A 21616-nucleotide genomic window follows, 5' to 3' on the forward strand; every position below is an offset into this window, starting at 1 on the left:
CTATGCCCTTTGCCTCTTCTTCTTCACGCTGGTTAACGACTGCCTTGCTTTGCGGGCTATTAACTCTTAGTGGATGCGCGACCCATACTGCGTCAAATCCCTCTAACTACGGCAACAGAGGTAGCGATGTAGAGGCGGTTGATTCAGTTATCGAGCAACAAGTCGATAAAGCCCTGGCACGCACCGACGGCCGCCTTGACGACGCACGCATACGCCCACACAGCTACAACGGTGTTGTTTTGTTAGTGGGTCAAGTCCCAAGTGAAGAGCTTCGTGAGATGGCCAGCAACGTCACCCGTGATATACGCGGCGTTGAGGAGGTTCACAATGAACTAACGATCGCTGCTCGCTTACCTGCAGGCCAGCGTTTGACCGATAGCTGGCTAACAACCAATGTCGTCAGCCAGCTAGCCACAAATGAGCGTATTGACTCCTCTAAGCTAAAAGTAACAACCGAAAATGCAAGCGTTTACTTAATGGGCATTGTTTCTCGCAGCGAAGCAGACCGTATTGTGGCTGCCGCATCGAACGTAAGAGGTGTACAACGAATTGTTAAAGTCTTTGAATACCTAGACTAACGCACCATTCGCTCTTAAGAGGCTTTTTTCTCGCTTTTAAAATAGCTCTCTCTTTTCAAACAACTAGGCCTCGATACTATATCGAGGCCTAGGTGTTTGAGGCGATAATCGTAAGTTCCGTCGGCTACCTTATTTAATGACTCGCAGCGTAGGCTTTTTCTTTTTGCTAGAAGCGCCGGATTTTGAAGACGCTGCCTCAGAAGACGACGAGCTTTTATCTGCGCTCTTGCTATCTTTACTTGCACCCTCCTCATCACTGGTTTGCTCGGCAGGTTCCGCAACCGAAAGCTCGGGCTTACCGGACGCACCACTGTGAGACTCAGACTCAGCACGCTCTTCTTCTGGCGCCTCAGCTTCAAGCTCTGGCTCATGACCAAAGACCATACCAGCACCATTTTCACGCGCATAGATGGCAATTAACGCAGGCGTAGGAATCATCACCTGCATAGGCTGGCCACCAAAACGTGCATTAAAGCCGATAGCCTGATTCTCCATAAAAAGATCTCGCACCGCCGTTGGCGCCACGTTGAGAACAATCTGACCGTTTTGCACAAACTGCTGGGGCACTTCCACGTCCGGCTGAGTGGCATCAACCACTAGGTAAGGCGTCAACTCATTATCGACTAGCCATTCGTAAAGTGCTCTCGCCAGATAGGGGCGACTGGAACGCATCGGGTTCCCCTCCTATCGCTTACATCAGTAAATTATGCACGCATCTCTTTTTCGTGCTCATTTAGCGAGGCTTTAAATGCCTCACGCTCGAAGACACGCGCCATATAACTCATCAGCGGCTGCACCTGCTTTTCCGGCAACTCGATATTGAGCTCCGGCAAACGCCACAAAATGGGGGCTAAGCAGCAATCAACCAGCGTGAATTCGTCGCTCATGAAGAAAGGCATATCTTCAAAAATCGGCGAAATACCTACTAAGCTTTCACGCAGCTCCTTACGTGCCTTATCCGCCTCTTTCTTCCCCCCGGTACGAATCTGCTCAACTTTTGGGCACCACTCGCGTTCAATACGATGCATCCACAAGCGGCTCTGCGCACGCGCGACTGGGTACACCGGCAAAAGCGGCGGATGCGGGAAACGCTCGTCTAGGTACTCCATCATTACCTTAGATTCGTAGAGCACCAAATCACGATCCAGCAGTGTCGGCACGCTGTTATAGGGATTTAAGTCCGCTAGTTCTTCCGGTGGCTGCTCTTCATTTACATCGATAATTTCTACTGCAACACCTTTTTCAGCCAACACAATACGTACCCGATGGCTAAAGTGATCATCATTACCTGAATAAAAGATCATCGACGACCGTTTGGCCACTACACCCATAAAATCATCCTCGCATCAAACCAACTTAAGATCATAACACGCAACTATCTTTACAGGGTAAAACAGACGAATGTATTACCGTCAATAACACAAAGGGCGCGCGACACATGCCGCACGCCCCTGCTACGCGCCACCCCTTTTTAGTGAATATCGCGCCAATACTCACGCTTCAGCAAGTAAGCAATCACACCAAAAATAAAGATAAAAATCAGTACTTTCGGCGCAAGCGCTTGCGCTTGAAGCTTAGATGGCTCACCCACGTAGGCCAGGAAGTTGGTCAAGTCGTAAACGGCCTTTTCAAACTCTTCCGGCTCTAACTCGCCTGACTGTGTAACTTGCAACACCTCGCAGGACTGATACTTGCCTGTTAACGGATCAAGCTCCGATCCTTCAACGTGTCGGTCTGTCTGGGCGCAAACCTTCTCTTGGACGCCCTGCAAAGGCTCTAAGACATTAGGCATTGAGACCAAAGGGAACACCGCATTATTAACACCTGTCGCGGTACTCGGATCTTTATAAAAACTCAGTAAATAAGAGTAGATCCAATCTGTGCCGCGCAGACGGGCTTCAAGCGACAAATCGGGCGGCGCCGCGCCAAACCAACCTTCTGCATCGCCGCTATTCATAGCGATGTGCATCTGGTCGTTGAACCCAAGGTTTGGCGAAAAGATCAGGTTCTCTTCCACTAGATCCCGCGGCATATCCAGATCCTCTGCCGCACGGGAGAAGCGCTGATACTCTAAGGAGTGACACCCCATGCAGTAGTTCGTATAGATCTGCATGCCGTTTTGCAAAGATTCCTTATCTGCCAGATCTGGCTCCATGGAATACGGCACACTGGCACCACCAGCGGCTATTACCGTTACCGGGAGCAGCGCAAATAGCAGTGCAAATAGTTGTTTTTTCATTAGCCAGTCACCCTTTCCGGAACGGGTTTAGTCTTCTCCAGCTTGGTATAAATCGGCATAAGCAGGAAGAAAGCGAAGTAAATGGCTGTACATACTTGAGCCAGGATAGTACGAGCACCGGTCGACGGCAACACACCCAGTACTCCGAGGATAATAAAGCTGATCGCAAACAAAAGAAGCATCAGTTTTGATATCCAGCCCTTATAGCGCATAGAGCGTACCGGACTACGATCAAGCCACGGCAAGACAAACAGCACGGCAATCGCAGCGCCCATAAAGATAACACCCAAGAACTTAGCATCGAGGCCAAAGATCGAGAATGTAATCGCACGCAGGATGGCGTAGAACGGCGTAAAGTACCAAACAGGCGCAATATGGTCTGGGGTTTTAAGCGGGTTCGCGGGCTCAAAATTGGGCTTTTCAATGAAATAGCCACCCCCTTCAGGGAAGTAAAAGACCACCACACAGAAGACAAACAGGAAAACCGCCACACCGGCAATATCTTTCACGGTGTAATACGGATGGAACGGGATACCGTCAAGCGGCTTACCGGTTTCATCCTTTTTCTTCTTGATATCAATGCCGTCAGGGTTGTTAGACCCAACTTCGTGCAACGCGATAATATGCAGCACCACTAACGCTAAAATGACGATAGGCACCGCAACAACATGGAGCGCAAAGAAACGGTTGAGCGTAATGCCGGAAATAAGGAAGTCACCACGAACCCACTGCGCAAGATCAGGACCAATACCCGGAATAGCAGAGAACAGCGAAATAATGACCTGAGCACCCCAATAAGACATCTGCCCCCATGGCAACAAATACCCCATAAAAGCTTCAGCCATTAACGCCAAGTAGATCGTCATACCGAAGATCCATACCAGCTCTCGCGGCGCTTTATATGAGCCATAGAGCAGACCACGAAACATATGCAGGTATATGACGAGGAAAAAAGCGGATGCGCCCGTGGTGTGCATATAGCGGATTAACCAACCCCACTCCACATCGCGCATAATATATTCAACAGAAGCAAATGCACCTTCTGCAGAAGGGTTATAGCTCATGGTCAGCCATACGCCGGTTAAAATTTGGTTAACCAACATAAGTAGTGCTAACGAGCCAAAGAAATACCAGAAATTAAAGTTCTTCGGAGCATAGTATTTCGATAGATGCTCTTGCCACATTTGCGTAGCGGGAAAACGGTCATCCACCCACCGCATGATGCCGCTTTCAGCTTTGGCTTTATTTGGATTACCCATCAGGCAGTCTCCTCATCTTCGCCAACGATAATAATATCGTCGCTTTCAAAGCGGTACGGCGGCACTTCAAGGTTGGTTGGCGCAGGTACATTGGTAAACACACGTCCAGCCAAGTCAAACCGAGAACCGTGACAAGGGCAGAAAAAACCACCCGGCCAGTTATTCGTACCTACCCCTTCTGCATCAGGTTCGGGACGATAAAGCGGAGAGCAGCCTAAGTGCGTACAAATACCAATCAAGACACCAATGTCTTGTTTGATAGAACGCAGCGTGTTGGTCACATAGCTAGGTTGCTGAGGCACCTCAGAATTCGGATCAGCCAAACGACCGGTATCTATTGATTTCATACGCTCAATCATTTCGGGCGTACGATTAATAATCCATACAGGACGCCCACGCCACTCCAATGTCATTCGCTGACCTGGTTCTAACTTGGACACATCCGCCTGGACGGGGGCGCCCGCCGCTCTTGCCTTGGCACTAGGCTGCCAAGAAGCCACAAAGGGAACCGCAACCCCGACAGCACCCACCGCACCCACTACGGAGGTGGCACCTACGAGGAAACGGCGCCGACCTTTGTTTACGCCGTTATCTGCCATTTCTGGTTTCTCCCATCAGCTTACTCGTACCGCCACAAAGGCATATTGCAGCGACAAATATCAAATACGCTCTATGGTAAAAAAACTAAGCGCTCTGCACAAGAACAACCGCCCTTGACCAAGGTGGAAGAGAATGTACAACTACCTGATATTTAAACAAAAAAACGCCCAGGCCTGTGACCTGGGCGTTTTGCCGCATTGCGCTCAGATTAACGCTTAGAGAACTGCGGACGACGGCGTGCTTTACGCAGACCGACTTTCTTACGCTCTACCTGGCGAGCGTCGCGGGTGACGTAACCCGCTTCGCGCAGCGCCGGACGTAAGTCTTCGTTATAGCTCATCAATGCGCGAGTGATTCCGTGACGAATCGCACCGGCTTGCGCTGAACCACCGCCACCCGCAACCGTCACATAAACGTCGAACTGGTTAAGGGTGTCAGTCAATTCGAGAGGCTGACGCACTACCATGCGGCCAGTTACACGACCAAAAAATTGATCCAGCTCGCGGTTATTGACAGTGATCTTGCCGGAGCCCGGCTTAAGGAAAACACGGGCGGTAGAAGTCTTGCGGCGCCCGGTACCGTAATACTGCTGTGTCATGGCGAAGATTTCCTCAGATATTCAGTTCAAGCGGCTGTTGAGCTGCATGCGGATGCTCGGCACCAGCATAGACTTTCAGCTTGGTGTACATAGCGCGGCCCAGTGGGCCTTTGGGCAGCATACCTTTAACGGCAGACTCAATAATGCGCTCAGGCGCGTGATCGATCATTTTATCGAACGTCATTGAGCGCAAACCACCCGGATAACCGGTGTGACGGTAGTAAGTCTTCGCCTTGGCTTTGTTGCCAGTCACTTGGACTTTCTCAGCATTGATGACGACGATATAGTCGCCGGTATCAACGTGAGGGGTAAATTCGGGCTTGTGCTTGCCACGTAGGCGGCGAGCAATCTCGGTAGCTAGACGACCGAGCGTTTTATCCGTCGCGTCGACGACATACCAGTCGCGCTGGACGGACTGCGGCTTAGCACTGAACGTCTTCATGAATGAAATTCACCAGATTAAATGTGTTGGGTGTCATCAGCTTTTCGTCTAAAAACGCAAAAGCTTAGCACCATCCCTATTTTTCTTGGTTGCTTGCCAAAACTAGCAAAGCAACGTTGAGCGAGACAGTATTCTACAGTAAGAGAAGTGCCCAGTTAAAGGCTTTTTCACGTTTGTGACCTGATTACCTACCCACCTAAAGCCAATACGAACCTACCAGCTTATGGCTTATGGGCCAACGCGAGATAATCGTGCGACTGCATCTCTTGCAAGCGCGACAGCGTACGCTGAAACTCAAAGCTGAGTTTGCCGTCAGTATAAAGCGAGGCGATCGGCACTTCTGCCGACATTAGAAGCTTGACGCCGCGATCGTAAAATTCATCCACCATATTGATGAAGCGCCGAGCTTGGTCGTCCTTTTTCACGCCCATTTGCGTGACATTAGAGACCAACACGGTATGAAACTCGCGTGCCAACTCAATATAGTCATTTTGGCTACGCGGGCCATCACACAACTCTCGAAACTCGAACCAGACGACATCGTCATGCACTCTGCGCGTATGCAGCACACGGTGGTTCACTTCCAGCGGCGCATCAAGCTCCCCTTCGTGGCCGGATATTTCACGAAAACTGCGCAGTAGCTCGGCTTCGGCCTCAGCATTGAGCGGGGAGTAAAAAATCTCGGCTCGTTCGAGAACGCGTAAGCGGTAGTCAACCCCTGAATCAACATTCACGACCTCACAGTGACGATTGAGAAGCTCAATCGCCGGAATAAAACGCGCACGCTGCAGACCCTCTTTATAAAGATCGTCCGGGACAATGTTGGAAGTAGCAACCAGTACAATACCACGCTCGAAAAGCGCGTCTAGCAAGTTAGCCAAGATCATCGCATCGGTAATGTCTTTGACAAAAAATTCGTCAAAACAAATAACGCGAGCCTCTGCTGCAAACTTCCCCGCAATCAGCATCAGGGGGTCTTTTTCACCCTTATAGTGGTTCAACTCATTATGTACACGTTGCATGAACCGATGAAAATGCGTACGCATCTTATCGGCAAATGGCAGCGCTTCGTAGAAAGTATCAACGAGATACGTTTTGCCTCTACCCACTCCACCCCAAAAATAGAGCCCTTGAACCCTGGGCATAGCAGGTTGCGAGCGCACTGGCGAGGATTTCCCCATTAATCCCGCCATCTTTGCTTTTATACCTTTCTTGGCTGCCACACTTTTAGGCTTGGTGGTAGGCGTACGAATGAGATCGTCATACAACCTCTGCAGATGTTCGACGGCCTTTTGTTGCGCGGCATCGTATTGAAAGCCATCCCTTTCAAGGTCTGCGTGGTAGCGCTCCATAGGGGGGGCCGGTCGTATCACATTGTCTCCGTGGGCAGAGGTGGATGGCATAGCATTTATCTCCTGCAGCGCGTTTTGAGCCGATCTTGTCAGTTCCTCACTACTCAACGACGCAGGATTATACGCTGAAGACACACAAAGCACATGGGCGGATTGTCCCAAACGCCTAAAAGAGACTGACACTTCGCCACAGCCGCCACGCTACTAGCTCTTCGTCGACGACTTCATAACGTGCAAAAACCCACCTTGCATCACGCAGGATTATCAATATCCACAAAGCGATGCTCAATGCCAAATTCTGCGGCCAACCACTCGCCTAACGCCTGTACGCCATAACGTTCAGTCGCATGGTGACCTGCCGCCATATAGTGGATGCCCATTTCGCGCGCTAGGTGGGTGGTGCGCTCTGATATCTCGCCTGAAAGAAACAGTTGAGCACCCCCTTCATACGCTTGGGTAATCATATCCTGCGCCCCACCAGTGCACCACGCCACGCGTTCGATATCACCGGTACCCGCAGCAGCCTCAATTATCAAGGGGTCCCGTTTAAGCTCGCTCGCAACGCGTTGCGATAAGGCGGAAAGCGACGCCGGAGCGATATTACCCAACCACAGAAGCCCTTCGCCTAATTCACCATCTAGGCAGCGCTCAAACTGCCATCCCATCCGCTTAGCTAGCTGTGCATTGTTGCCAAGCTCTGGGTGGGCATCGAGCGGCAGATGAAACGCCAACAAATTAATGTCGTGGGTCAGCAGTGTTTTGACCCGCCGCTGCTTCATTCCCGTTAGTGCAACCGGTTCATTTTTCCAAAAGTACCCGTGATGCACGACAACGGCATCGGCCTCCCAAGCCACGGCTTCATCCAACAGCGCTTGGCACGCTGTCACGCCGGTGAGAACACGCCGAATACGGCCTCGTCCTTCGACCTGGAGCCCATTCAGGGTAAAATCTTTAAAGCGACTGGCGCTTAGTTTGTGCTCACATGCGGCCACTAGCAAACCCCGCTCCACCATTTTGTTCTCCTCCAACGCGTTTGATTAACCAATAGCCACACCTGCGGAATATCCGCAAGAGATGTTATCATCACCTACTTTCAACAGGCACTTTTCAACGCAAACAGCGGCGCCTAACAACACTGCGAACTAAGGAATATCCATGCAACGCTTCGTGCTGCCTTATATATGGCCCATTATTACCGGCATATTGCTCGCAGTACTGTTTCTTGCGGTATTTCCCGACTCGATCCCCTTCGAATCGTCATCCTTTACACCCGATGAAACCGCCGATACCGCGCTTATCACCTCGTCAGAAACAGAGTCAGAAAACCAGCGGCCCAAGCCGGACATTCAGCAAGCGCCTCCTTTAGCACGCAACGAAGGGCCTTCGAGTTACGCTGACGCGGTTAACCGCGCCGCACCGGCCGTGGTCAATATTTATTCATCGCGCATTGTCGAACGCGACCAACACCCCTTAATGTCAGACCCGTTCTTCCAGCAGTTTTTTGATAGTGACGATGGCACACAGCAACAACGGATGCTTTCAAGTCTCGGCTCCGGCGTCATTGTGAGTGAAAATGGCTACGTTTTGACCAATCATCATGTGATTAACGGCGCTGATGAAATACAGGTCGCACTGCGTGACGGTCGCGAAACACTTGCCAAAGTCATCGGCACCGACCCGGAAAGCGACTTGGCCGTTCTTCATATTCCGCTAGACAATCCTCCTGTTATCGCGCTAACCGACTCTACCGATGTTGCCATAGGGGATGTCTCACTCGCCATTGGCAACCCCTTTGGCGTTGGCCAGACGGTCACCATGGGTATTATCAGTGCCACGGGGCGCAGTCACCTAGGTTTGAACGCCTACGAGAATTTTATCCAGACCGATGCGGCTATTAACCCAGGAAATTCAGGCGGCGCACTCGTCAACACAGATGGCGCCTTAGTGGGTATCAACACCGCGATATTTTCTCGATCAGGTGGTTCGCAGGGAATTGGATTCGCGATTCCTGCCAATCTTGCGCACAGCATCCTCAATGAGCTGGTCACTCAAGGAAGAGTCATCCGCGGATGGCTAGGTATCGAAGCTCAGGCCTTGTCGCGGGAGCTTGCGGCCTCGTTTGGGCTACGCACACCGCAAGGCGTTATTATCGCAGGCATTATCCAAAACGGCCCTGCCGATCTCGCTGGCCTGCAGCCCGGCGATGTACTGCTCGCCGTCGACGACCAGCCCGTGTTGGATGCCCGCGCCACGATGAGCGAGATCGCCGCTATTGAGCCTGGCACAACACTACCGTTGACGATTGTTCGCGGCGGCGAAATTATGGAATTCACACTCGAAGTCGGGGAGCGCCCCGTACCAGCGCCCCCCAAGCCTCGCCGTTTACCCGACACACCTTAAGACGCCCGGTCGGCATGTCGGATTTCTTCAACGGCGAATACGATATTCTGCTGAGCGCGCATGCGCGGTTAGCGACTCACCTCGGGCTAGCTCTGAGGCTATCCCCCCCAATGATGACGCCCCCTCTGCTGAGCAGTGGATAATGGATGAGCGCTTCTGGAAGTCATAGACCCCAAGCGGTGAGGAAAAACGGGCGGTGCCGGAGGTCGGCAGCACGTGATTGGGCCCGGCACAGTAGTCGCCAAGGGCTTCAGCGGTATAACGTCCCATAAAGATCGCACCGGCGTGACGGATACCCTCTAGCCAGTCTTGCGGCTCGGCAACAGAAAGCTCCAAATGCTCAGGGGCAATACGGTTGATAAGCGTAATGGCTTCTTGCTTATCCTCGCATGCAACCAGCGCGCCCCGCCGACGCAGTGAGGCACGAACGATCTCTTCACGCTCAAGCGTAGGCAGTAAACGCTCGATTGAGGCCTCTACCGCTTGCAGGTGATCGGTATCCCAGCTGACCAGGATCGCCTGCGCATCTTCATCGTGCTCCGCTTGGGAAAAGAGATCCATGGCCAGCCAATCAGGGTCTGTTAACCCATCGCTCACCACCAAAATTTCCGATGGCCCAGCAATCATATCGATGCCGACTTGGCCAAATACCGCACGCTTAGCGGTGGCCACGTAAATATTACCTGGCCCCACAATTTTATCCACGCGCGGGACTGTTTCAGTGCCATACGCAAGCGCGGCGATCGCCTGGGCTCCACCAATGGTAAAAACGTAGTCCACGCCCGCTAAATGAGCCGCTGCGAGCACCATATCATTAAGCACACCCCCGGGGGTCGGCACCACCATCACGATTTCGTCAACACCCGCCACGTGCGCCGGAATCGCGTTCATCAGTACCGAGGAGGGGTAAGCCGCCTTGCCACCTGGAACATAAATCCCTGCCCGGTCTATCGGACTGACCTTCTGCCCTAGCACCGTGCCATCGGCTTCCGTGTACTGCCACGATTCAGGCTTTTGCCGTTCGTGGTAGCGGCGGATACGCTCTGCTGCGGCGGATAACGCCTTCCGCTGTGACTCAGGAAGCCCATCATAAGCACGCTTCAACTGCTCTTGAGTCAACTGCAGCTCGCTCATTGAGCTAACTGACAACCGATCAAACCGATTAGTGGCCTCAACCACCGCGACATCACCCTGCTGCTTTACCTGAGACAAAATGCTGTCCACGCGCTGTTGAACCGCATGATCTGACACGCCATCCCAATCGAGTAACGTATCTAAACGCTGTGCAAAATCGGCATCGCGGGTAGAAAGCCGCGCCACCGTAGGCGTTGTTACCGTATCACTCATCGCTACCACTCCTCGGTGTTAGGGGTTGACCGGTTGCGCTTGACGTTTTTTCACCGCCTCATCTAAACGCGCAATAAGCGGTTTAATATACGCATGCTTCATCGTCATTGACGCTTTGTTCACGACCAGACGGGTGCTGATCGGTGCGATTAACTCGCGCGGCTCCATACCATTGGCACGCAAGGTATTACCGGTATCCACAATATCGACGATTTCATCAGCGAGGTTCATTATTGGCGCCAGCTCCATCGCACCGTAGAGCTTAATCACTTCCGCCTGAATTCCCTGTTCAGCGTAATAGCGCCGTGCCACGTTAACGAACTTGGTCGCCACACGACGCCGAGCACGGCCAGGCGCTTCACCGGCTGTACCTGCGGTCATTAGCTTGCAACGGGCAATGTCTAAATCTAGCGGCTCATAAAGGTTCTCAGCGCCATGTTCAAGCAACACGTCTTTACCCGCGACACCCAAGTCGGCGGCGCCGAGCTGTACATACGTAGGCACGTCAGTCGCACGAATAACCACCAGCTTCACATTGGACAGGTTAGTATCAAATAAAAGCTTTCGACTTTTGCCCAAGTCTTCTACCGGCGTGATACCCGCATCGGCCAATAAGGGAAGTGTCTCTTGCAAAATGCGCCCTTTAGAGAGCGCCAAAATCAGTTGCTTACTCATCGTCATTGCCAATGGTTAGTGCGTGGCTTAGCCCGGAATACGGCGAATACGCGCCCCTAGCTGCTGTAACTTCTCTTCGATGCACTCATAGCCACGATCAATGTGATAAATGCGGTCAACCAGGGTGTCCCCTTCAGCCATCATCGCGGCGATCACAAGCGATGCAGAGGCGCGCAAGTCGGTTGCCATCACCGGCGCACCTGAGAGCTTTTCAACCCCTGTGATCATTGCCGTATTGCCTTCCAAGGCAATGTTGGCACCCATGCGATTAAGCTCTTGCACATGCATAAAGCGGTTTTCAAAAATTGTCTCTACGACCCGTGAACTACCTTCTGCCACCGCGTTCATCGCCACAAACTGTGCCTGCATATCCGTTGGAAACGCCGGGTATGGCGCTGTGCGGATATTAACAGCCTTGGGACGCTTACCCTGCATATCTAGCGCGATCCAATCATCACCCGTGGTAATGTTGGCACCAGCGCCCTCAAGCTTAGCCAACACGGCTTCAAGAATATCGCCCCGGGTACGGGTCACTTTGACCCGGCCGCCCGTCATCGCTGCAGCGACCAAAAACGTCCCGGTTTCGATACGATCAGGCATCACGTCATGCTCACAGCCGTGCAAGCGCTCGACGCCTTCAATCACGATGGTATCGGTGCCGTGCCCCTCGATTCGCGCCCCCATTTTGATTAAGCACTCGGCCAAATCAACGATTTCGGGTTCGCGTGCGGCGTTCTCCAGCACCGTTTTACCTTCAGCCAGCGTCGCGGCCATCAGCAGATTTTCAGTGCCTGTCACCGTGACGGTATCGAAAAAGATCGTCGCGCCTTTAAGGCGACCATCGACTCGTGCGCGAATGTAGCCGCTTTCAACGCGAATTTCCGCGCCCATCGCCTCAAGGCCACGAATGTGCAAATCGACCGGGCGCGAACCTATCGCACAGCCGCCAGGTAGCGACACATCTGCATGACCAAAGTGAGCCAGCAATGGCCCCAACACCAAGATGGAAGCACGCATTTTTTTTACCAGCTCATACGGCGCATGGCAGTGGGTCACCTGGGAGCCATCGAGCTGAATGCTCATTTTTTCGCCCATCACGGGCTCCACGCCCATGCGACCGAGCAACTCAAGCGTGGTGGTAATATCCTGCAGGTGCGGCAAGTTGCCGATCACCACGGGGCCATCGGCCAACAAGCTGGAACACAGAATAGGCAACGCGGCATTTTTTGCGCCACTGGCCCACACTTCACCGTCTACCACCCCATTGCCTGTAATCAGTAATTTATCCATACAGGCCGCCGTTATTGGGCGTTTTCTGGCGCATTTTCCCACTGCGCCGGCGTATAGGTTTTGATGCTAATCGCGTGAAGCGCACCAGAGGCGATTTCATCGCTTAATGCCGCGTAGACAAGCTGCTGACGCTTAACCGGCGATAGCCCTTCAAAAGCCTCACCAACTGCAACCACTTGAAAATTACAGCCCTCGCCTTGGATGTGAAACTGGTATCCGTCAAGGCGCGACTCAAGTAGTGCTTTTACCTCACTAGGTTGCATGAGTAGAAAACTCCTATGAAAAACGTCGGGGAAAGTGGTGGCAATGATAAAGAAAAGCCGCCGCTTTGGCGATGCGTTGTAACACGCCCGTCAAGATAGGCGCGGCTAGGAGGCCATTGTCAGCGAAAAATAGGCTATTGTGTTGCCGAAGTGGCCATTGCACGTGTGGGGTTTTGCAACAATGCCTCTAACTCTGCCAGATGCGCCAAGCGCTGAAGGGGAGCCGATAGCGACACTGAAAGAATAGCGATGTGGTGTTGCTGACACATCCGCAACCACTGCAAGAGCACACTGATTGCTGCACTACTGGCCTTCTCAACGCCATCAAAGTTTATATGCAGCGCACTAAGTGAGGTATCGGCTATCCACAACCCTCCTGCTTCGGCTAAGGCCGCGGCGGCATTGGTCCCCACGTCGCCGCTGACGCTCAACGTATCCTCTTGCTGGTCAAGCCTTACGTCTTGCTCAAAGAACAACGCGCTCACGCGCCGCCTCCTTGTTCGAGCTCGTCAACGCCAACATCCGGTGACCATCCCTGAATGACAGCATCATAGTCACGGTTATTATCGTGCATCGCTTGGTCAAACTGATTGCGGAAGGTTAGTCCTAAGTTGATACCGTTCACGATGACATTAACCACGCGCCACTCACCATCGGAAAGGCGCAACGTATAACTCACCGGAAAAACGTCGCCGTTGGTGGCCACTATTTCCATATCGACGCTGGCCTGGTCTTCGTAACGCTGCTCACTTTGATTTTCAAGCACGCGAATTTCGTCATAGTCAAACGTCACAAGCCCCTGGGTATAGGTATCAATCAGCGTTTGTCGAAAAACCTTCACGAAACGGCTGCGCTGCTCCGGTGCTGCATTGCGAAAGTAGCTACCCATAACGCTGGCGCCGATATAGCGAAAATCCGCGACGGATTCAAGACTTTTATCTACCTCTTTCTTTAGCTCGTCGATGTTCTCTTGGTAATACGACTCGCGTTCCTTTAACTTAGCTACAAAGATCTCAATATTATCGCGCACGACCTCCACTGGCCCTTGTTCTTGAGCGTACAGCGTGAGCGGCAATGCCAACATCAATGCAGCACAGAAGGCGACCAAGCCATGCACTATACTTAACCTTTTAATTTTTAACGTATTCATAGCTTCCTCACTCTATTTAAGGCGCCGATGCTTAATGCAACGCGTCGTCCTGACTTAACCTTTAGCCATCGTGGAGACAAACTGCTGGATCAGCTCTTCTAACACCAAGGCGGACTGCGTATCGCGAATACTATCACCGTTTTCTAACACCTCGGGATCACCGCCCACGCTTAATCCAACGTACTGCTCGCCGAGCAACCCGGCGGTTAGTATGGCAGCCGTGGTGTCGCGTGAAAGCTGCCCTTCGAGTTCACTATCCAGGCTCATCACCACACGGGCGTCGTACCACTCGGTATCCAGCTCAACAGTTTCTACTCGCCCGACCGTAACACCCGCCATTGTGACCCGCGCGCGCGGCTTTAATCCGCCAATATTGGCGAAATTAGCCTCTAAGCGGAACGTCTCCGTCGGGGCAGAAAGGCTTAGCCCGCTAACGCGCAAGCCCAAGAAAACGAGCCCTACAATGCCTGCCAGCATAAAGAGCCCCACGCCAAATTCCATGGTTTTACTGCGTTTCATGCATCTGCTCCAGCATTTAAAGGCCGCCGAACATGACGGCGGTTAAAACAAAATCTAGGCCCAACACGGCCAGCGACGAGTAAACCACGGTACGTGTCGTAGCACGCGAAATACCTTCCGAGGTTGGCACCAAATCGTAACCTTGAAACACCGCAACCCAGGTGACGACGACCGCAAAGACCAAGCTTTTGATGATGCCGTTGCCAATATCGTCTATGAACGTCACGTTCGCCTGCATATTGCTCCAGTAGGAGCCCTCAAAAACCCCTAGCCACTCAACCCCGACAAGATGCCCACCCCAGATACCTACCACGCTGAAGCCGACGGTCAAAATGGGTAATGAGACAAAACCGGCCCATAACCGCGGCGCTACCACTCGCCGTAGCGGATCAACGCCGATCATTTCCATGCTGGTAAGCTGCTCAGTCGCTTTCATCAGGCCAATTTCTGCTGTTAGCGCTGACCCAGCCCGTCCGGCAAATAATAGCGCCGCCACGACCGGGGCTAGCTCGCGCAAAAGCGAGAGCGCCACCATTTGGCCCAAGGCTTGTTCAGCGCCAAAGTCGACTAAAATAGTGTACCCCTGTAGCGCCAGCACCATACCGATGAAAAGCCCTGACACCAGCACAATTGCTAGCGACAACACCCCCACAAAATGCACCTGACATAGCCATAGCCTAACCCCTTCGCGCGAAGGTATGCTAAAAGCCGATTGCACCAAAAAAAGGCCCGCGCGACCAAGTGCCTCCAATACATCGCAGCTTTTACGTCCAAGGCGGGTAATTCGCGCGAGCGCGTGTGAAACGTATTCAGGCATTTAGCCGACCCTTATGGTTGCATCTTCACTGAGAATATCGTCGTAAAGCGATTTCGCTGGGTAGTGAAAAGGAACCGGGCCATCCGGCTCACCGTGCATGAACTGACTAACACGCGGGTCGTCATGAACATCTAAGCTTTGTGGCGTTCCGTGAGCCACTACCTCGCCATCGGCGATTAAGTACAAGTAATCAGCGATACTTAGCGTCTCTTTAATATCGTGAGATACCACGACTGACGTCAACGACAGCGCTTGGTTCAAATGCTTGATCAATTGCACCAACACCCCCATAGAAATCGGGTCTTGACCCACAAATGGCTCATCGTAGAGTATCAGCTCCGGGTCGAGCGCCACCGCGCGAGCCAATGCCACACGGCGCGCCATCCCGCCGGAGAGCTCCGATGTCATCAAATGGCGGGCACCGCGCAGCCCAACAGCCTGCAATTTCAACAGCACGATATCTCGCACCATGGCGTCGGGAAGGTCGGTATGCACGCGGATGGGAAACGCCACGTTTTCGAACACATCCAAATCGGAGAACAGCGCCCCACTCTGAAATAGCATCCCCATCCTTTTACGCAACCTAAAAAGCGCTTTGCGTGAAAGCTGATGCACATCATGACCATCGATAATGACGCGGCCGCTATCGGGCGTTAATTGCCCGCCAATCAACTTCAAAAGCGTGGTTTTTCCCGTACCGCTAGGCCCCATAATGGCCGTAACCTTGCCACGCGGGATGGATAAACTGACGTCGCGGAATATTTCATTATCTCCGCGGGAAAAGTGAACATTTTCAATTTCAATAAAGCCAGCATCCGTCATAGCAAAAAACACTCGTTCCAGGCGCATGGCGCTGTTTCGACGTCAACGCTATGCGTCTTCCGCATTAACAGCGTTCAAAAAGATTATCGAACATTGTATCCTAACTCTGCCGGACGCTGCCAAAACAATCGCCTCTAAAAACAATTGTTGTCTTAAGGGGGCGGCAATTATCATGTGATATTTTATCACGCTCTTTCTCCACTTGGCTTATACCACCATGACGATGAGTCCACTACGCGAGAGCGCGCTGCGCACGCTACAAATTGAGCAAGCCGCCATCGGGGGGTTGCAGGGCAAACTCGACGCTCAGTTTGACTGTGCCTGTGAACTGATCCTCGCCTGCCACGGGCGCGTTGTGGTGACGGGCATGGGCAAATCGGGCCACATCGCAGGCAAAATTGCCGCTACACTGGCGAGCACGGGCACCCCGGCATTTTTCGTTCATCCTGGCGAAGCCAGCCACGGCGATTTGGGCATGATTACGCGCAGCGACGTCGTGCTTGCCCTGTCCAATTCGGGGGAAACGGCTGAAGTCACCGCTCTTCTGCCCCTGCTAAAACGCTTGGGTGTGCCACTTATCAGCATGACTGGGCGTACGCACTCAACGCTTGCACGCCATGCGGAGGCGCATTTAGATAGCGGCGTTGAGCGCGAAGCCTGCCCGTTGGACCTAGCTCCCACCAGCTCAACGACTGCAGCGCTGGCGCTAGGCGACGCACTTGCGGTGGCACTACTTGAAGCGCGGGGCTTTACAGCTGAAGATTTTGCCCTTTCCCATCCGGGCGGCACGCTGGGCAAACGCTTATTACTACGGGTCAAAGACGTCATGCACACGGGTAAACGCCTGCCCCAAGTCTCGCTTGGCAGCCCATTACGCGATGCACTGTTAGAAATCACACGCAAAGGACTCGGTTTTACTTGTGTCATTGATGATCAGGGACGCCTGGCCGGGGTATACACTGATGGCGATTTGCGCCGCACGTTGGACCAACACCAAGACCTACGCACACTTTGTGTCGATGAGGTAATGACACGCCCTGGCAAGCGCATTGCAGCAAACGTTCTGGCAGCAGAAGCCGTACACTTGATGGAAGAGAGCAAGATCACAGCGCTTGCCGTTGTGGATGACCAGCAGCGCCCCATCGGCGCCCTCCATATGCACGATTTACTCGTCAGTGGCGTTATTTAACGGCCCTTGATATCGATTTTTAACTGGAGTCTGTATGCCCCTACCTGTCCCGCTTGTTGATCAGCTGCGCCGCGTGCGCTTAGTCGCTTTGGACGTTGACGGCGTTTTAACCGATGGGCGTCTCTATTTTCAGGCCGACGGTGTCGAAATCAAAGCGTTCCACACCCAAGATGGCCACGGGCTAAAATTGCTCAAGCGTGCTGGCCTTCACGTCGCCATCATTACCGGGCGTGATTCCCCCATGGTAAGCCAACGGGCGGCGGCACTCGGCATCTCACATGTTTACCAAGGCTGCGAAGATAAGCTTGCCACCCTGCGTAGCCTCTGTCAGCGGTTGGGTCTCGAGTTAGATCAAACCGCTTACTGTGGTGACGATTTACCCGATTTGGCCGCTATCAAGCGGGCCGGTGTCGGCATCACCGTACCTAATGCCCCTGACTACATGCATAAACATGCTGATTGGGTAACCGAGCATTTGGGCGGACACGGTGCGGTGCGTGAAATCTGCGATACACTGCTTGACGCTCAGGGTCATTGGGGAGCGGTAGTGGATACCTATTTACACGGCTTACCGTCTGCATAATGTCCATGCGGATACGGTTATTGCGGAAACGTTTTCTGCTACTAGCGCTTGTAGTGGGACTAGGGGCCTTACTCGCGTGGTTGGATGTGTATGACGTAGATCCCGTCGCCCAGGACCCAACAGCGCGGGCACAAGAGCCCAGTCACGTGGTGAGAAACGCCACACTAGCGCTTTTCGATGAAAGCGGTGAGCGTCATCAAGTCCTCAAGACGACGCAATTAACGCACACGCCCGAACGTGACATCACACAGCTCACCGACCCTCACGCGACGCTTTTTGATAGCCAGCAACGTCGCTGGCACTTCAGTGCGGAGCACGGCACCATTGATCGGCGAGAGCGTCTGACACTCTCAGGAAGCGCGCAAATCCGTGCCCCTGAGGAAGGCTGGAAACTAGATACCGAGCGATTACATTACGATAGCAATACGGCACATGCTTATAGCGATCTACCCGTGCGCTTACAACAACCGCCGCAACACATGCAAGCTCAGCGCATGGATGTATGGCTCAATGAAGATGCCTTGCGCTTAACCGGCAACGTGCGCGGCTATCATCCCGTAGAAGTTGACAACGAGGACGACACCCCATGAAAGCCAACGTTTTTTTCTATGGGTCACTACTTGTTCTGGCGCTAGGGTTGTCAGCAAACCCTGTTTACGCAGCACCTAGCGACCCCGTTGAGGTTGAAGCCGACCAGCTAGATATTGACCAGCGCGCAGGCACTGCCGTTTATCGCGGTAATGTCGAGATTCGTCAGGGCGAAATGCGCCTACGTGGCGATCAGGTCGAAATTGAGCGCAACAAGGCTGGCGAGCTTTCTCGCGCCACTGCCATCGGTGATCGCGCCTACATGCGCCATCGCCCCGATGGGCAAGAGGAACTGATGGAAGGCAAAGCGCGACGTATTATTTACCATCTCACTGAACGCCGCGTCGAACTCATCGGCCGCGCCGAATTAACCCAAGCAGGTGATCACTTTACCGGTGGTCGACTGGAGTACTTTATCGACCGCAAGGTCGTCCAGGCTCGCTCTGACGTTGAAGGTAGCGAAAACCAACGTATCCGCATGACGCTACAACCAGAGCAGCCGACTGAATAGGGGGGGGCGACAGGGTGTCTTTCGACGATATTACCGCTACGAGCCAAATGCCAACGCCGGGCAAAACGCTTAGCGCACGCCATCTAGCCAAAAGCTACAAACGCCGCCGCGTCGTCAAGGATATCAACCTCGATATCGCACAGGGCAGTATTGTCGGACTTCTCGGCCCTAATGGTGCTGGCAAAACCACCTCGTTTTACATGATCGTCGGGCTAGTTAAAGCTGATGCGGGAAAAGTCAGCATTGACGATCGAGACCTCTCCCGCGCACCCATGCACGAACGCGCGACTGCCGGGCTTGGTTACCTTCCCCAAGAAGCCTCGATTTTTCGCAAGCTCTCCGTCGCCGATAACATTATGGCGATTCTGGAGACCCGCAAAGACCTTAATCATGCGGCGCGCAAAAAGCATCTTGAGCACTTGCTAGACGATTTCCATATCACTCATATCCGCGACAATGTAGGAATGAGCCTCTCCGGTGGGGAGCGACGTCGGGTTGAAATTGCCCGTTCGCTAGCCACAGAACCCGCCTTCATCTTGCTCGATGAACCCTTCGCCGGCGTCGACCCCATTTCGGTGGGCGACATCAAATCGATTATTCGCACCCTGAAAGCACGCAATATTGGCGTATTAATCACAGACCACAATGTGCGCGAAACGCTGGATATTTGCGATACCGCCTATATCGTCAGTGACGGTCACATTATTGCTAGCGGCTCTCCCCACACCATTTTAGACAACCAGAAAGTGCGCAAAGTCTATCTTGGTGAGGATTTTCGTCTCTAACACACTGACTAACACCAATCGTGGCACGCATTTTGCCAATGGCATGCTTATTGCTAATTGCACCTCTGTTAAACGGGCATTAGGGTGAAGTTTTTCCCTATGTAGTGGTTACCTGCGAATGGTCATGAAAGCGTCTCTTCAACTGAGTGTCGGTACCCAGCTAACGATGACACCCCAACTGCAACAGGCCATCGCCCTGTTGCAGCTCTCGACGCTGGAGCTTCGCCAGGAAATTCAGCAAGCGCTTGATGCCAATCCGATGCTTGAGCAAGAAGAGGAGTTTAGCGAGCAAGCCACCACCGAGCAGCAAGAAGCTGACTGGGAAGAAAACATCCCCAGCGAACTCTCCGTGGATAGCGAATGGTCAGATACCTACCAAGACGTTAGCAGCGCAAGCATGGGCAGTAACACCCACGATTTTGAGCGTGACACGCCCAGCCAAAGTCTGAAAAGCCACCTGATCTGGCAGCTGGCAATGACGGATTTCGGCTCGAGTGAGCAGCTCATCGCGGAAACATTGATAGACGCCGTGGACGATAATGGCTACATGCTACAGCCACTTAACGAGCTGCGCGATGGACTACGACAACAGCAGTTGGGCAGCCTAAACCAGCGTGATATCGAAAGCGTGCTCCTTCGCCTCCAGCAGTTTGAGCCTACCGGCGTGTTTGCTCGTGACTTGCGTGAATGCTTGATGCTCCAGCTTGCCACTTTACCGGATGACACTCCGCTTTTAATCCCCGCACGAAGGCTAACACGGCAATTTTTAGAAGCCCTTGGCCGTGATGATCGGCGCCTATTAAAACGCCGCTTAGGGCTTAATGACGAACAACTTGATGACGTGATACAGCTGATTAGAAGCCTAGACCCGCGTCCGGGCGGTACGTTTGGCAACGCCGAAAGCAGTTACGTGATACCCGATCTTGTGGTTCACCATGACGAACAAGGTTGGCACTTAACCCTTAACCCCGACGCCATACCGAGGTTGCGCATTCAACCCGACTACGCCAGCTTGATCAAGCGTGCCGACAAAAGCCAGGACAATCAATTCCTCAAAGAGCATCTACAGGAGGCACGCTGGCTAATTAAAAGCCTGACGAGCCGTAATGATACCTTGTTGCGTGTAGGACGCGAGATTATCGCTCGCCAGATTGGCTTTCTTGAACACGGGGAGGAAGCCATGGAACCGCTGATTTTGGCCGATATTGCAGAAACCGTCGAGATGCACGAATCCACCATCTCGCGCGTCACAACCCAGAAGTACGTGCATACGCCCCGCGGTGTATTTGAACTAAAGTACTTCTTCTCTAGCCAAATCGGCGGTCAAGATGGCGACTCTCATTCCAGCACGGCAATACGCGCGCGAATCAAAAAGCTCATACAAAATGAACCGGCCAAAAAGCCCTTATCAGATAGTCGCCTAGTCGAACTATTGGGCAATGAGGACATTAACGTAGCACGGCGCACCGTCGCGAAATATCGCGAATCCATCGGCATTCCTTCTTCGAGCGAGCGACGCCGATTACGCTAGTTAATCGGAATCTGCCGTAAAGGGCTTTGCTTAATAGAAAAAAGGGTTACAATCGAGAGACAGTCCGACGGATAAGGA

At 52.9% G+C, this 21616-nt stretch carries 26 protein-coding genes; 8 read left to right on the forward strand and 18 right to left on the reverse strand.

Translation table 11 applies throughout. The features are described from left to right. The first annotated feature begins 2 nt into the window (after window positions 1-2). Window positions 3-578, forward strand: a complete 576-nt coding sequence (locus M8006_RS02620; RefSeq protein WP_250079773.1) for a BON domain-containing protein — start codon at window positions 3-5, stop codon at window positions 576-578. A 129-nt stretch (window positions 579-707) separates the two neighbouring features. Here M8006_RS02620 and M8006_RS02625 read toward each other — a convergent pair whose 3' ends face one another. From M8006_RS02625 to M8006_RS02665, 9 genes are all read right to left on the reverse strand, one after another. Continuing rightward, window positions 708-1250, reverse strand: coding sequence for a ClpXP protease specificity-enhancing factor (locus M8006_RS02625; RefSeq protein WP_250079774.1), 543 nt, complete (start codon window positions 1248-1250; stop codon window positions 708-710). A 32-nt stretch (window positions 1251-1282) separates the two neighbouring features. Continuing rightward, entirely contained in the window at window positions 1283-1909 is a 627-nt protein-coding gene (gene sspA / locus M8006_RS02630; RefSeq protein WP_250079776.1) for a stringent starvation protein SspA, read from the reverse strand. A 140-nt stretch (window positions 1910-2049) separates the two neighbouring features. After that, the gene (locus tag M8006_RS02635) at window positions 2050-2817 is read right to left on the reverse strand and encodes a cytochrome c1 (protein WP_250079777.1); all 768 of its coding nucleotides are present in this window, start codon (window positions 2815-2817) and stop codon (window positions 2050-2052) included. After that, complete coding sequence (locus M8006_RS02640; protein WP_250079779.1) at window positions 2817-4076, reverse strand: cytochrome b; 1260 nt, start codon at window positions 4074-4076, stop codon at window positions 2817-2819. Before M8006_RS02640 ends, M8006_RS02635 begins: the two co-directional genes overlap by 1 nt. Beyond that, the gene (gene petA, locus M8006_RS02645; protein ID WP_250079781.1) at window positions 4076-4675 is read right to left on the reverse strand and encodes a ubiquinol-cytochrome c reductase iron-sulfur subunit; all 600 of its coding nucleotides are present in this window, start codon (window positions 4673-4675) and stop codon (window positions 4076-4078) included. Before petA ends, M8006_RS02640 begins: the two co-directional genes overlap by 1 nt. Before the next feature lie 209 nt (window positions 4676-4884). After that, window positions 4885-5274, reverse strand: a complete 390-nt coding sequence (rpsI, locus tag M8006_RS02650; RefSeq protein WP_250079784.1) for a 30S ribosomal protein S9 — start codon at window positions 5272-5274, stop codon at window positions 4885-4887. A gap of 13 nt (window positions 5275-5287) precedes the next feature. Then, entirely contained in the window at window positions 5288-5716 is a 429-nt protein-coding gene (rplM, locus tag M8006_RS02655) for a 50S ribosomal protein L13 (protein ID WP_179928574.1), read from the reverse strand. 221 nt (window positions 5717-5937) lie between these two features. Beyond that, complete coding sequence (gene zapE / locus M8006_RS02660; RefSeq protein WP_250079786.1) at window positions 5938-7119, reverse strand: cell division protein ZapE; 1182 nt, start codon at window positions 7117-7119, stop codon at window positions 5938-5940. Window positions 7120-7319: 200 nt separating this feature from the next. Further along, a complete protein-coding gene (locus M8006_RS02665; protein ID WP_250079788.1) occupies window positions 7320-8081 on the reverse strand; it encodes a Nif3-like dinuclear metal center hexameric protein in 762 nt (253 codons plus the stop codon). Between the two features lie 142 nt (window positions 8082-8223). Here M8006_RS02665 and M8006_RS02670 point away from each other — a divergent pair, with 142 nt between their 5' ends. After that, window positions 8224-9468 carry a Do family serine endopeptidase gene (locus tag M8006_RS02670; protein WP_250079789.1) on the forward strand — a complete coding sequence of 415 codons (1245 nt, stop codon included), beginning with the start codon at window positions 8224-8226 and terminating at the stop codon, window positions 9466-9468. 27 nt (window positions 9469-9495) lie between these two features. Here the strand turns inward: M8006_RS02670 and hisD are convergent, their stop codons facing one another. The 9 genes from hisD to M8006_RS02715 all read right to left on the reverse strand — a co-directional run bounded on the left by hisD (window position 9496) and on the right by M8006_RS02715 (window position 16351). Continuing rightward, window positions 9496-10815 (reverse strand): histidinol dehydrogenase, encoded by a 1320-nt coding sequence (gene hisD / locus M8006_RS02675; RefSeq protein ID WP_250079791.1) that lies wholly within the window; start codon window positions 10813-10815, stop codon window positions 9496-9498. Between the two features lie 18 nt (window positions 10816-10833). Continuing rightward, window positions 10834-11490, reverse strand: coding sequence for an ATP phosphoribosyltransferase (gene hisG, locus M8006_RS02680; RefSeq protein WP_250079793.1), 657 nt, complete (start codon window positions 11488-11490; stop codon window positions 10834-10836). A 27-nt stretch (window positions 11491-11517) separates the two neighbouring features. Continuing rightward, a complete protein-coding gene (murA, locus tag M8006_RS02685) occupies window positions 11518-12780 on the reverse strand; it encodes a UDP-N-acetylglucosamine 1-carboxyvinyltransferase (RefSeq protein ID WP_250079795.1) in 1263 nt (420 codons plus the stop codon). Window positions 12781-12791: 11 nt separating this feature from the next. Beyond that, window positions 12792-13043, reverse strand: a complete 252-nt coding sequence (locus tag M8006_RS02690) for a BolA family protein (protein WP_250079798.1) — start codon at window positions 13041-13043, stop codon at window positions 12792-12794. Window positions 13044-13177: 134 nt separating this feature from the next. Beyond that, window positions 13178-13528, reverse strand: coding sequence for an STAS domain-containing protein (locus M8006_RS02695; RefSeq protein ID WP_250079800.1), 351 nt, complete (start codon window positions 13526-13528; stop codon window positions 13178-13180). Further along, window positions 13525-14193, reverse strand: coding sequence for an MlaC/ttg2D family ABC transporter substrate-binding protein (locus tag M8006_RS02700; RefSeq protein WP_250079802.1), 669 nt, complete (start codon window positions 14191-14193; stop codon window positions 13525-13527). The genes M8006_RS02695 and M8006_RS02700 overlap by 4 nt, the downstream gene beginning before the upstream one ends. A 54-nt stretch (window positions 14194-14247) precedes the next feature. Beyond that, window positions 14248-14712 (reverse strand): outer membrane lipid asymmetry maintenance protein MlaD, encoded by a 465-nt coding sequence (gene mlaD, locus M8006_RS02705; RefSeq protein WP_250079804.1) that lies wholly within the window; start codon window positions 14710-14712, stop codon window positions 14248-14250. Between the two features lie 16 nt (window positions 14713-14728). Next, window positions 14729-15529, reverse strand: a complete 801-nt coding sequence (gene mlaE, locus M8006_RS02710) for a lipid asymmetry maintenance ABC transporter permease subunit MlaE (RefSeq protein ID WP_250079806.1) — start codon at window positions 15527-15529, stop codon at window positions 14729-14731. After that, the gene (locus M8006_RS02715) at window positions 15530-16351 is read right to left on the reverse strand and encodes an ABC transporter ATP-binding protein (RefSeq protein WP_250079951.1); all 822 of its coding nucleotides are present in this window, start codon (window positions 16349-16351) and stop codon (window positions 15530-15532) included. Window positions 16352-16568: 217 nt separating this feature from the next. Between M8006_RS02715 and M8006_RS02720 the strand changes: the two genes are divergently transcribed. From M8006_RS02720 to M8006_RS02745, 6 genes are all read left to right on the forward strand, one after another. Next, complete coding sequence (locus tag M8006_RS02720) at window positions 16569-17540, forward strand: KpsF/GutQ family sugar-phosphate isomerase (protein WP_250079807.1); 972 nt, start codon at window positions 16569-16571, stop codon at window positions 17538-17540. A 34-nt stretch (window positions 17541-17574) separates the two neighbouring features. Continuing rightward, complete coding sequence (locus M8006_RS02725; RefSeq protein ID WP_250079809.1) at window positions 17575-18123, forward strand: KdsC family phosphatase; 549 nt, start codon at window positions 17575-17577, stop codon at window positions 18121-18123. A 20-nt stretch (window positions 18124-18143) separates the two neighbouring features. Further along, window positions 18144-18713 (forward strand): LPS export ABC transporter periplasmic protein LptC, encoded by a 570-nt coding sequence (gene lptC / locus M8006_RS02730; RefSeq protein WP_250079811.1) that lies wholly within the window; start codon window positions 18144-18146, stop codon window positions 18711-18713. After that, on the forward strand, window positions 18710-19222 hold the full coding sequence (gene lptA, locus M8006_RS02735) for a lipopolysaccharide transport periplasmic protein LptA (protein WP_250079813.1): 513 nt from the start codon (window positions 18710-18712) through the stop codon (window positions 19220-19222). Before lptC ends, lptA begins: the two co-directional genes overlap by 4 nt. A 47-nt stretch (window positions 19223-19269) precedes the next feature. Further along, a complete protein-coding gene (gene lptB, locus M8006_RS02740) occupies window positions 19270-20007 on the forward strand; it encodes an LPS export ABC transporter ATP-binding protein (protein ID WP_250079953.1) in 738 nt (245 codons plus the stop codon). A gap of 118 nt (window positions 20008-20125) precedes the next feature. Beyond that, the gene (locus M8006_RS02745) at window positions 20126-21538 is read left to right on the forward strand and encodes an RNA polymerase factor sigma-54 (RefSeq protein ID WP_250079815.1); all 1413 of its coding nucleotides are present in this window, start codon (window positions 20126-20128) and stop codon (window positions 21536-21538) included. Window positions 21539-21616: the final 78 nt, after the last annotated feature.

Origin of the sequence: Halomonas llamarensis, from assembly GCF_023555005.1 — a bacterium.
Taxonomy (GTDB): domain Bacteria; phylum Pseudomonadota; class Gammaproteobacteria; order Pseudomonadales; family Halomonadaceae; genus Vreelandella; species Vreelandella llamarensis.

Coding starts and splice junctions, on each gene's coding strand:
- M8006_RS02720 (WP_250079807.1), top strand. CDS start 16,569: ATGACGATGAGTCCACTACGCGAGAGCGCGCTGCGCACGCTACAAATT.
- lptB (WP_250079953.1), top strand. CDS start 19,270: ATGCCAACGCCGGGCAAAACGCTTAGCGCACGCCATCTAGCCAAAAGC.
- murA (WP_250079795.1), bottom strand. CDS start 12,780: ATGGATAAATTACTGATTACAGGCAATGGGGTGGTAGACGGTGAAGTG.
- hisD (WP_250079791.1), bottom strand. CDS start 10,815: ATGAGTGATACGGTAACAACGCCTACGGTGGCGCGGCTTTCTACCCGC.
- rpsI (WP_250079784.1), bottom strand. CDS start 5,274: ATGACACAGCAGTATTACGGTACCGGGCGCCGCAAGACTTCTACCGCC.
- M8006_RS02620 (WP_250079773.1), top strand. CDS start 3: ATGCCCTTTGCCTCTTCTTCTTCACGCTGGTTAACGACTGCCTTGCTT.
- zapE (WP_250079786.1), bottom strand. CDS start 7,119: ATGCCATCCACCTCTGCCCACGGAGACAATGTGATACGACCGGCCCCC.
- M8006_RS02690 (WP_250079798.1), bottom strand. CDS start 13,043: ATGCAACCTAGTGAGGTAAAAGCACTACTTGAGTCGCGCCTTGACGGA.
- lptA (WP_250079813.1), top strand. CDS start 18,710: ATGAAAGCCAACGTTTTTTTCTATGGGTCACTACTTGTTCTGGCGCTA.
- mlaE (WP_250079806.1), bottom strand. CDS start 15,529: ATGCCTGAATACGTTTCACACGCGCTCGCGCGAATTACCCGCCTTGGA.
- M8006_RS02625 (WP_250079774.1), bottom strand. CDS start 1,250: ATGCGTTCCAGTCGCCCCTATCTGGCGAGAGCACTTTACGAATGGCTA.
- M8006_RS02640 (WP_250079779.1), bottom strand. CDS start 4,076: ATGGGTAATCCAAATAAAGCCAAAGCTGAAAGCGGCATCATGCGGTGG.
- M8006_RS02670 (WP_250079789.1), top strand. CDS start 8,224: ATGCAACGCTTCGTGCTGCCTTATATATGGCCCATTATTACCGGCATA.
- M8006_RS02665 (WP_250079788.1), bottom strand. CDS start 8,081: ATGGTGGAGCGGGGTTTGCTAGTGGCCGCATGTGAGCACAAACTAAGC.
- rplM (WP_179928574.1), bottom strand. CDS start 5,716: ATGAAGACGTTCAGTGCTAAGCCGCAGTCCGTCCAGCGCGACTGGTAT.
- M8006_RS02700 (WP_250079802.1), bottom strand. CDS start 14,193: ATGAATACGTTAAAAATTAAAAGGTTAAGTATAGTGCATGGCTTGGTC.
- M8006_RS02715 (WP_250079951.1), bottom strand. CDS start 16,351: ATGACGGATGCTGGCTTTATTGAAATTGAAAATGTTCACTTTTCCCGC.
- petA (WP_250079781.1), bottom strand. CDS start 4,675: ATGGCAGATAACGGCGTAAACAAAGGTCGGCGCCGTTTCCTCGTAGGT.
- M8006_RS02725 (WP_250079809.1), top strand. CDS start 17,575: ATGCCCCTACCTGTCCCGCTTGTTGATCAGCTGCGCCGCGTGCGCTTA.
- sspA (WP_250079776.1), bottom strand. CDS start 1,909: ATGGGTGTAGTGGCCAAACGGTCGTCGATGATCTTTTATTCAGGTAAT.
- M8006_RS02635 (WP_250079777.1), bottom strand. CDS start 2,817: ATGAAAAAACAACTATTTGCACTGCTATTTGCGCTGCTCCCGGTAACG.
- M8006_RS02745 (WP_250079815.1), top strand. CDS start 20,126: ATGGTCATGAAAGCGTCTCTTCAACTGAGTGTCGGTACCCAGCTAACG.
- mlaD (WP_250079804.1), bottom strand. CDS start 14,712: ATGAAACGCAGTAAAACCATGGAATTTGGCGTGGGGCTCTTTATGCTG.
- hisG (WP_250079793.1), bottom strand. CDS start 11,490: ATGAGTAAGCAACTGATTTTGGCGCTCTCTAAAGGGCGCATTTTGCAA.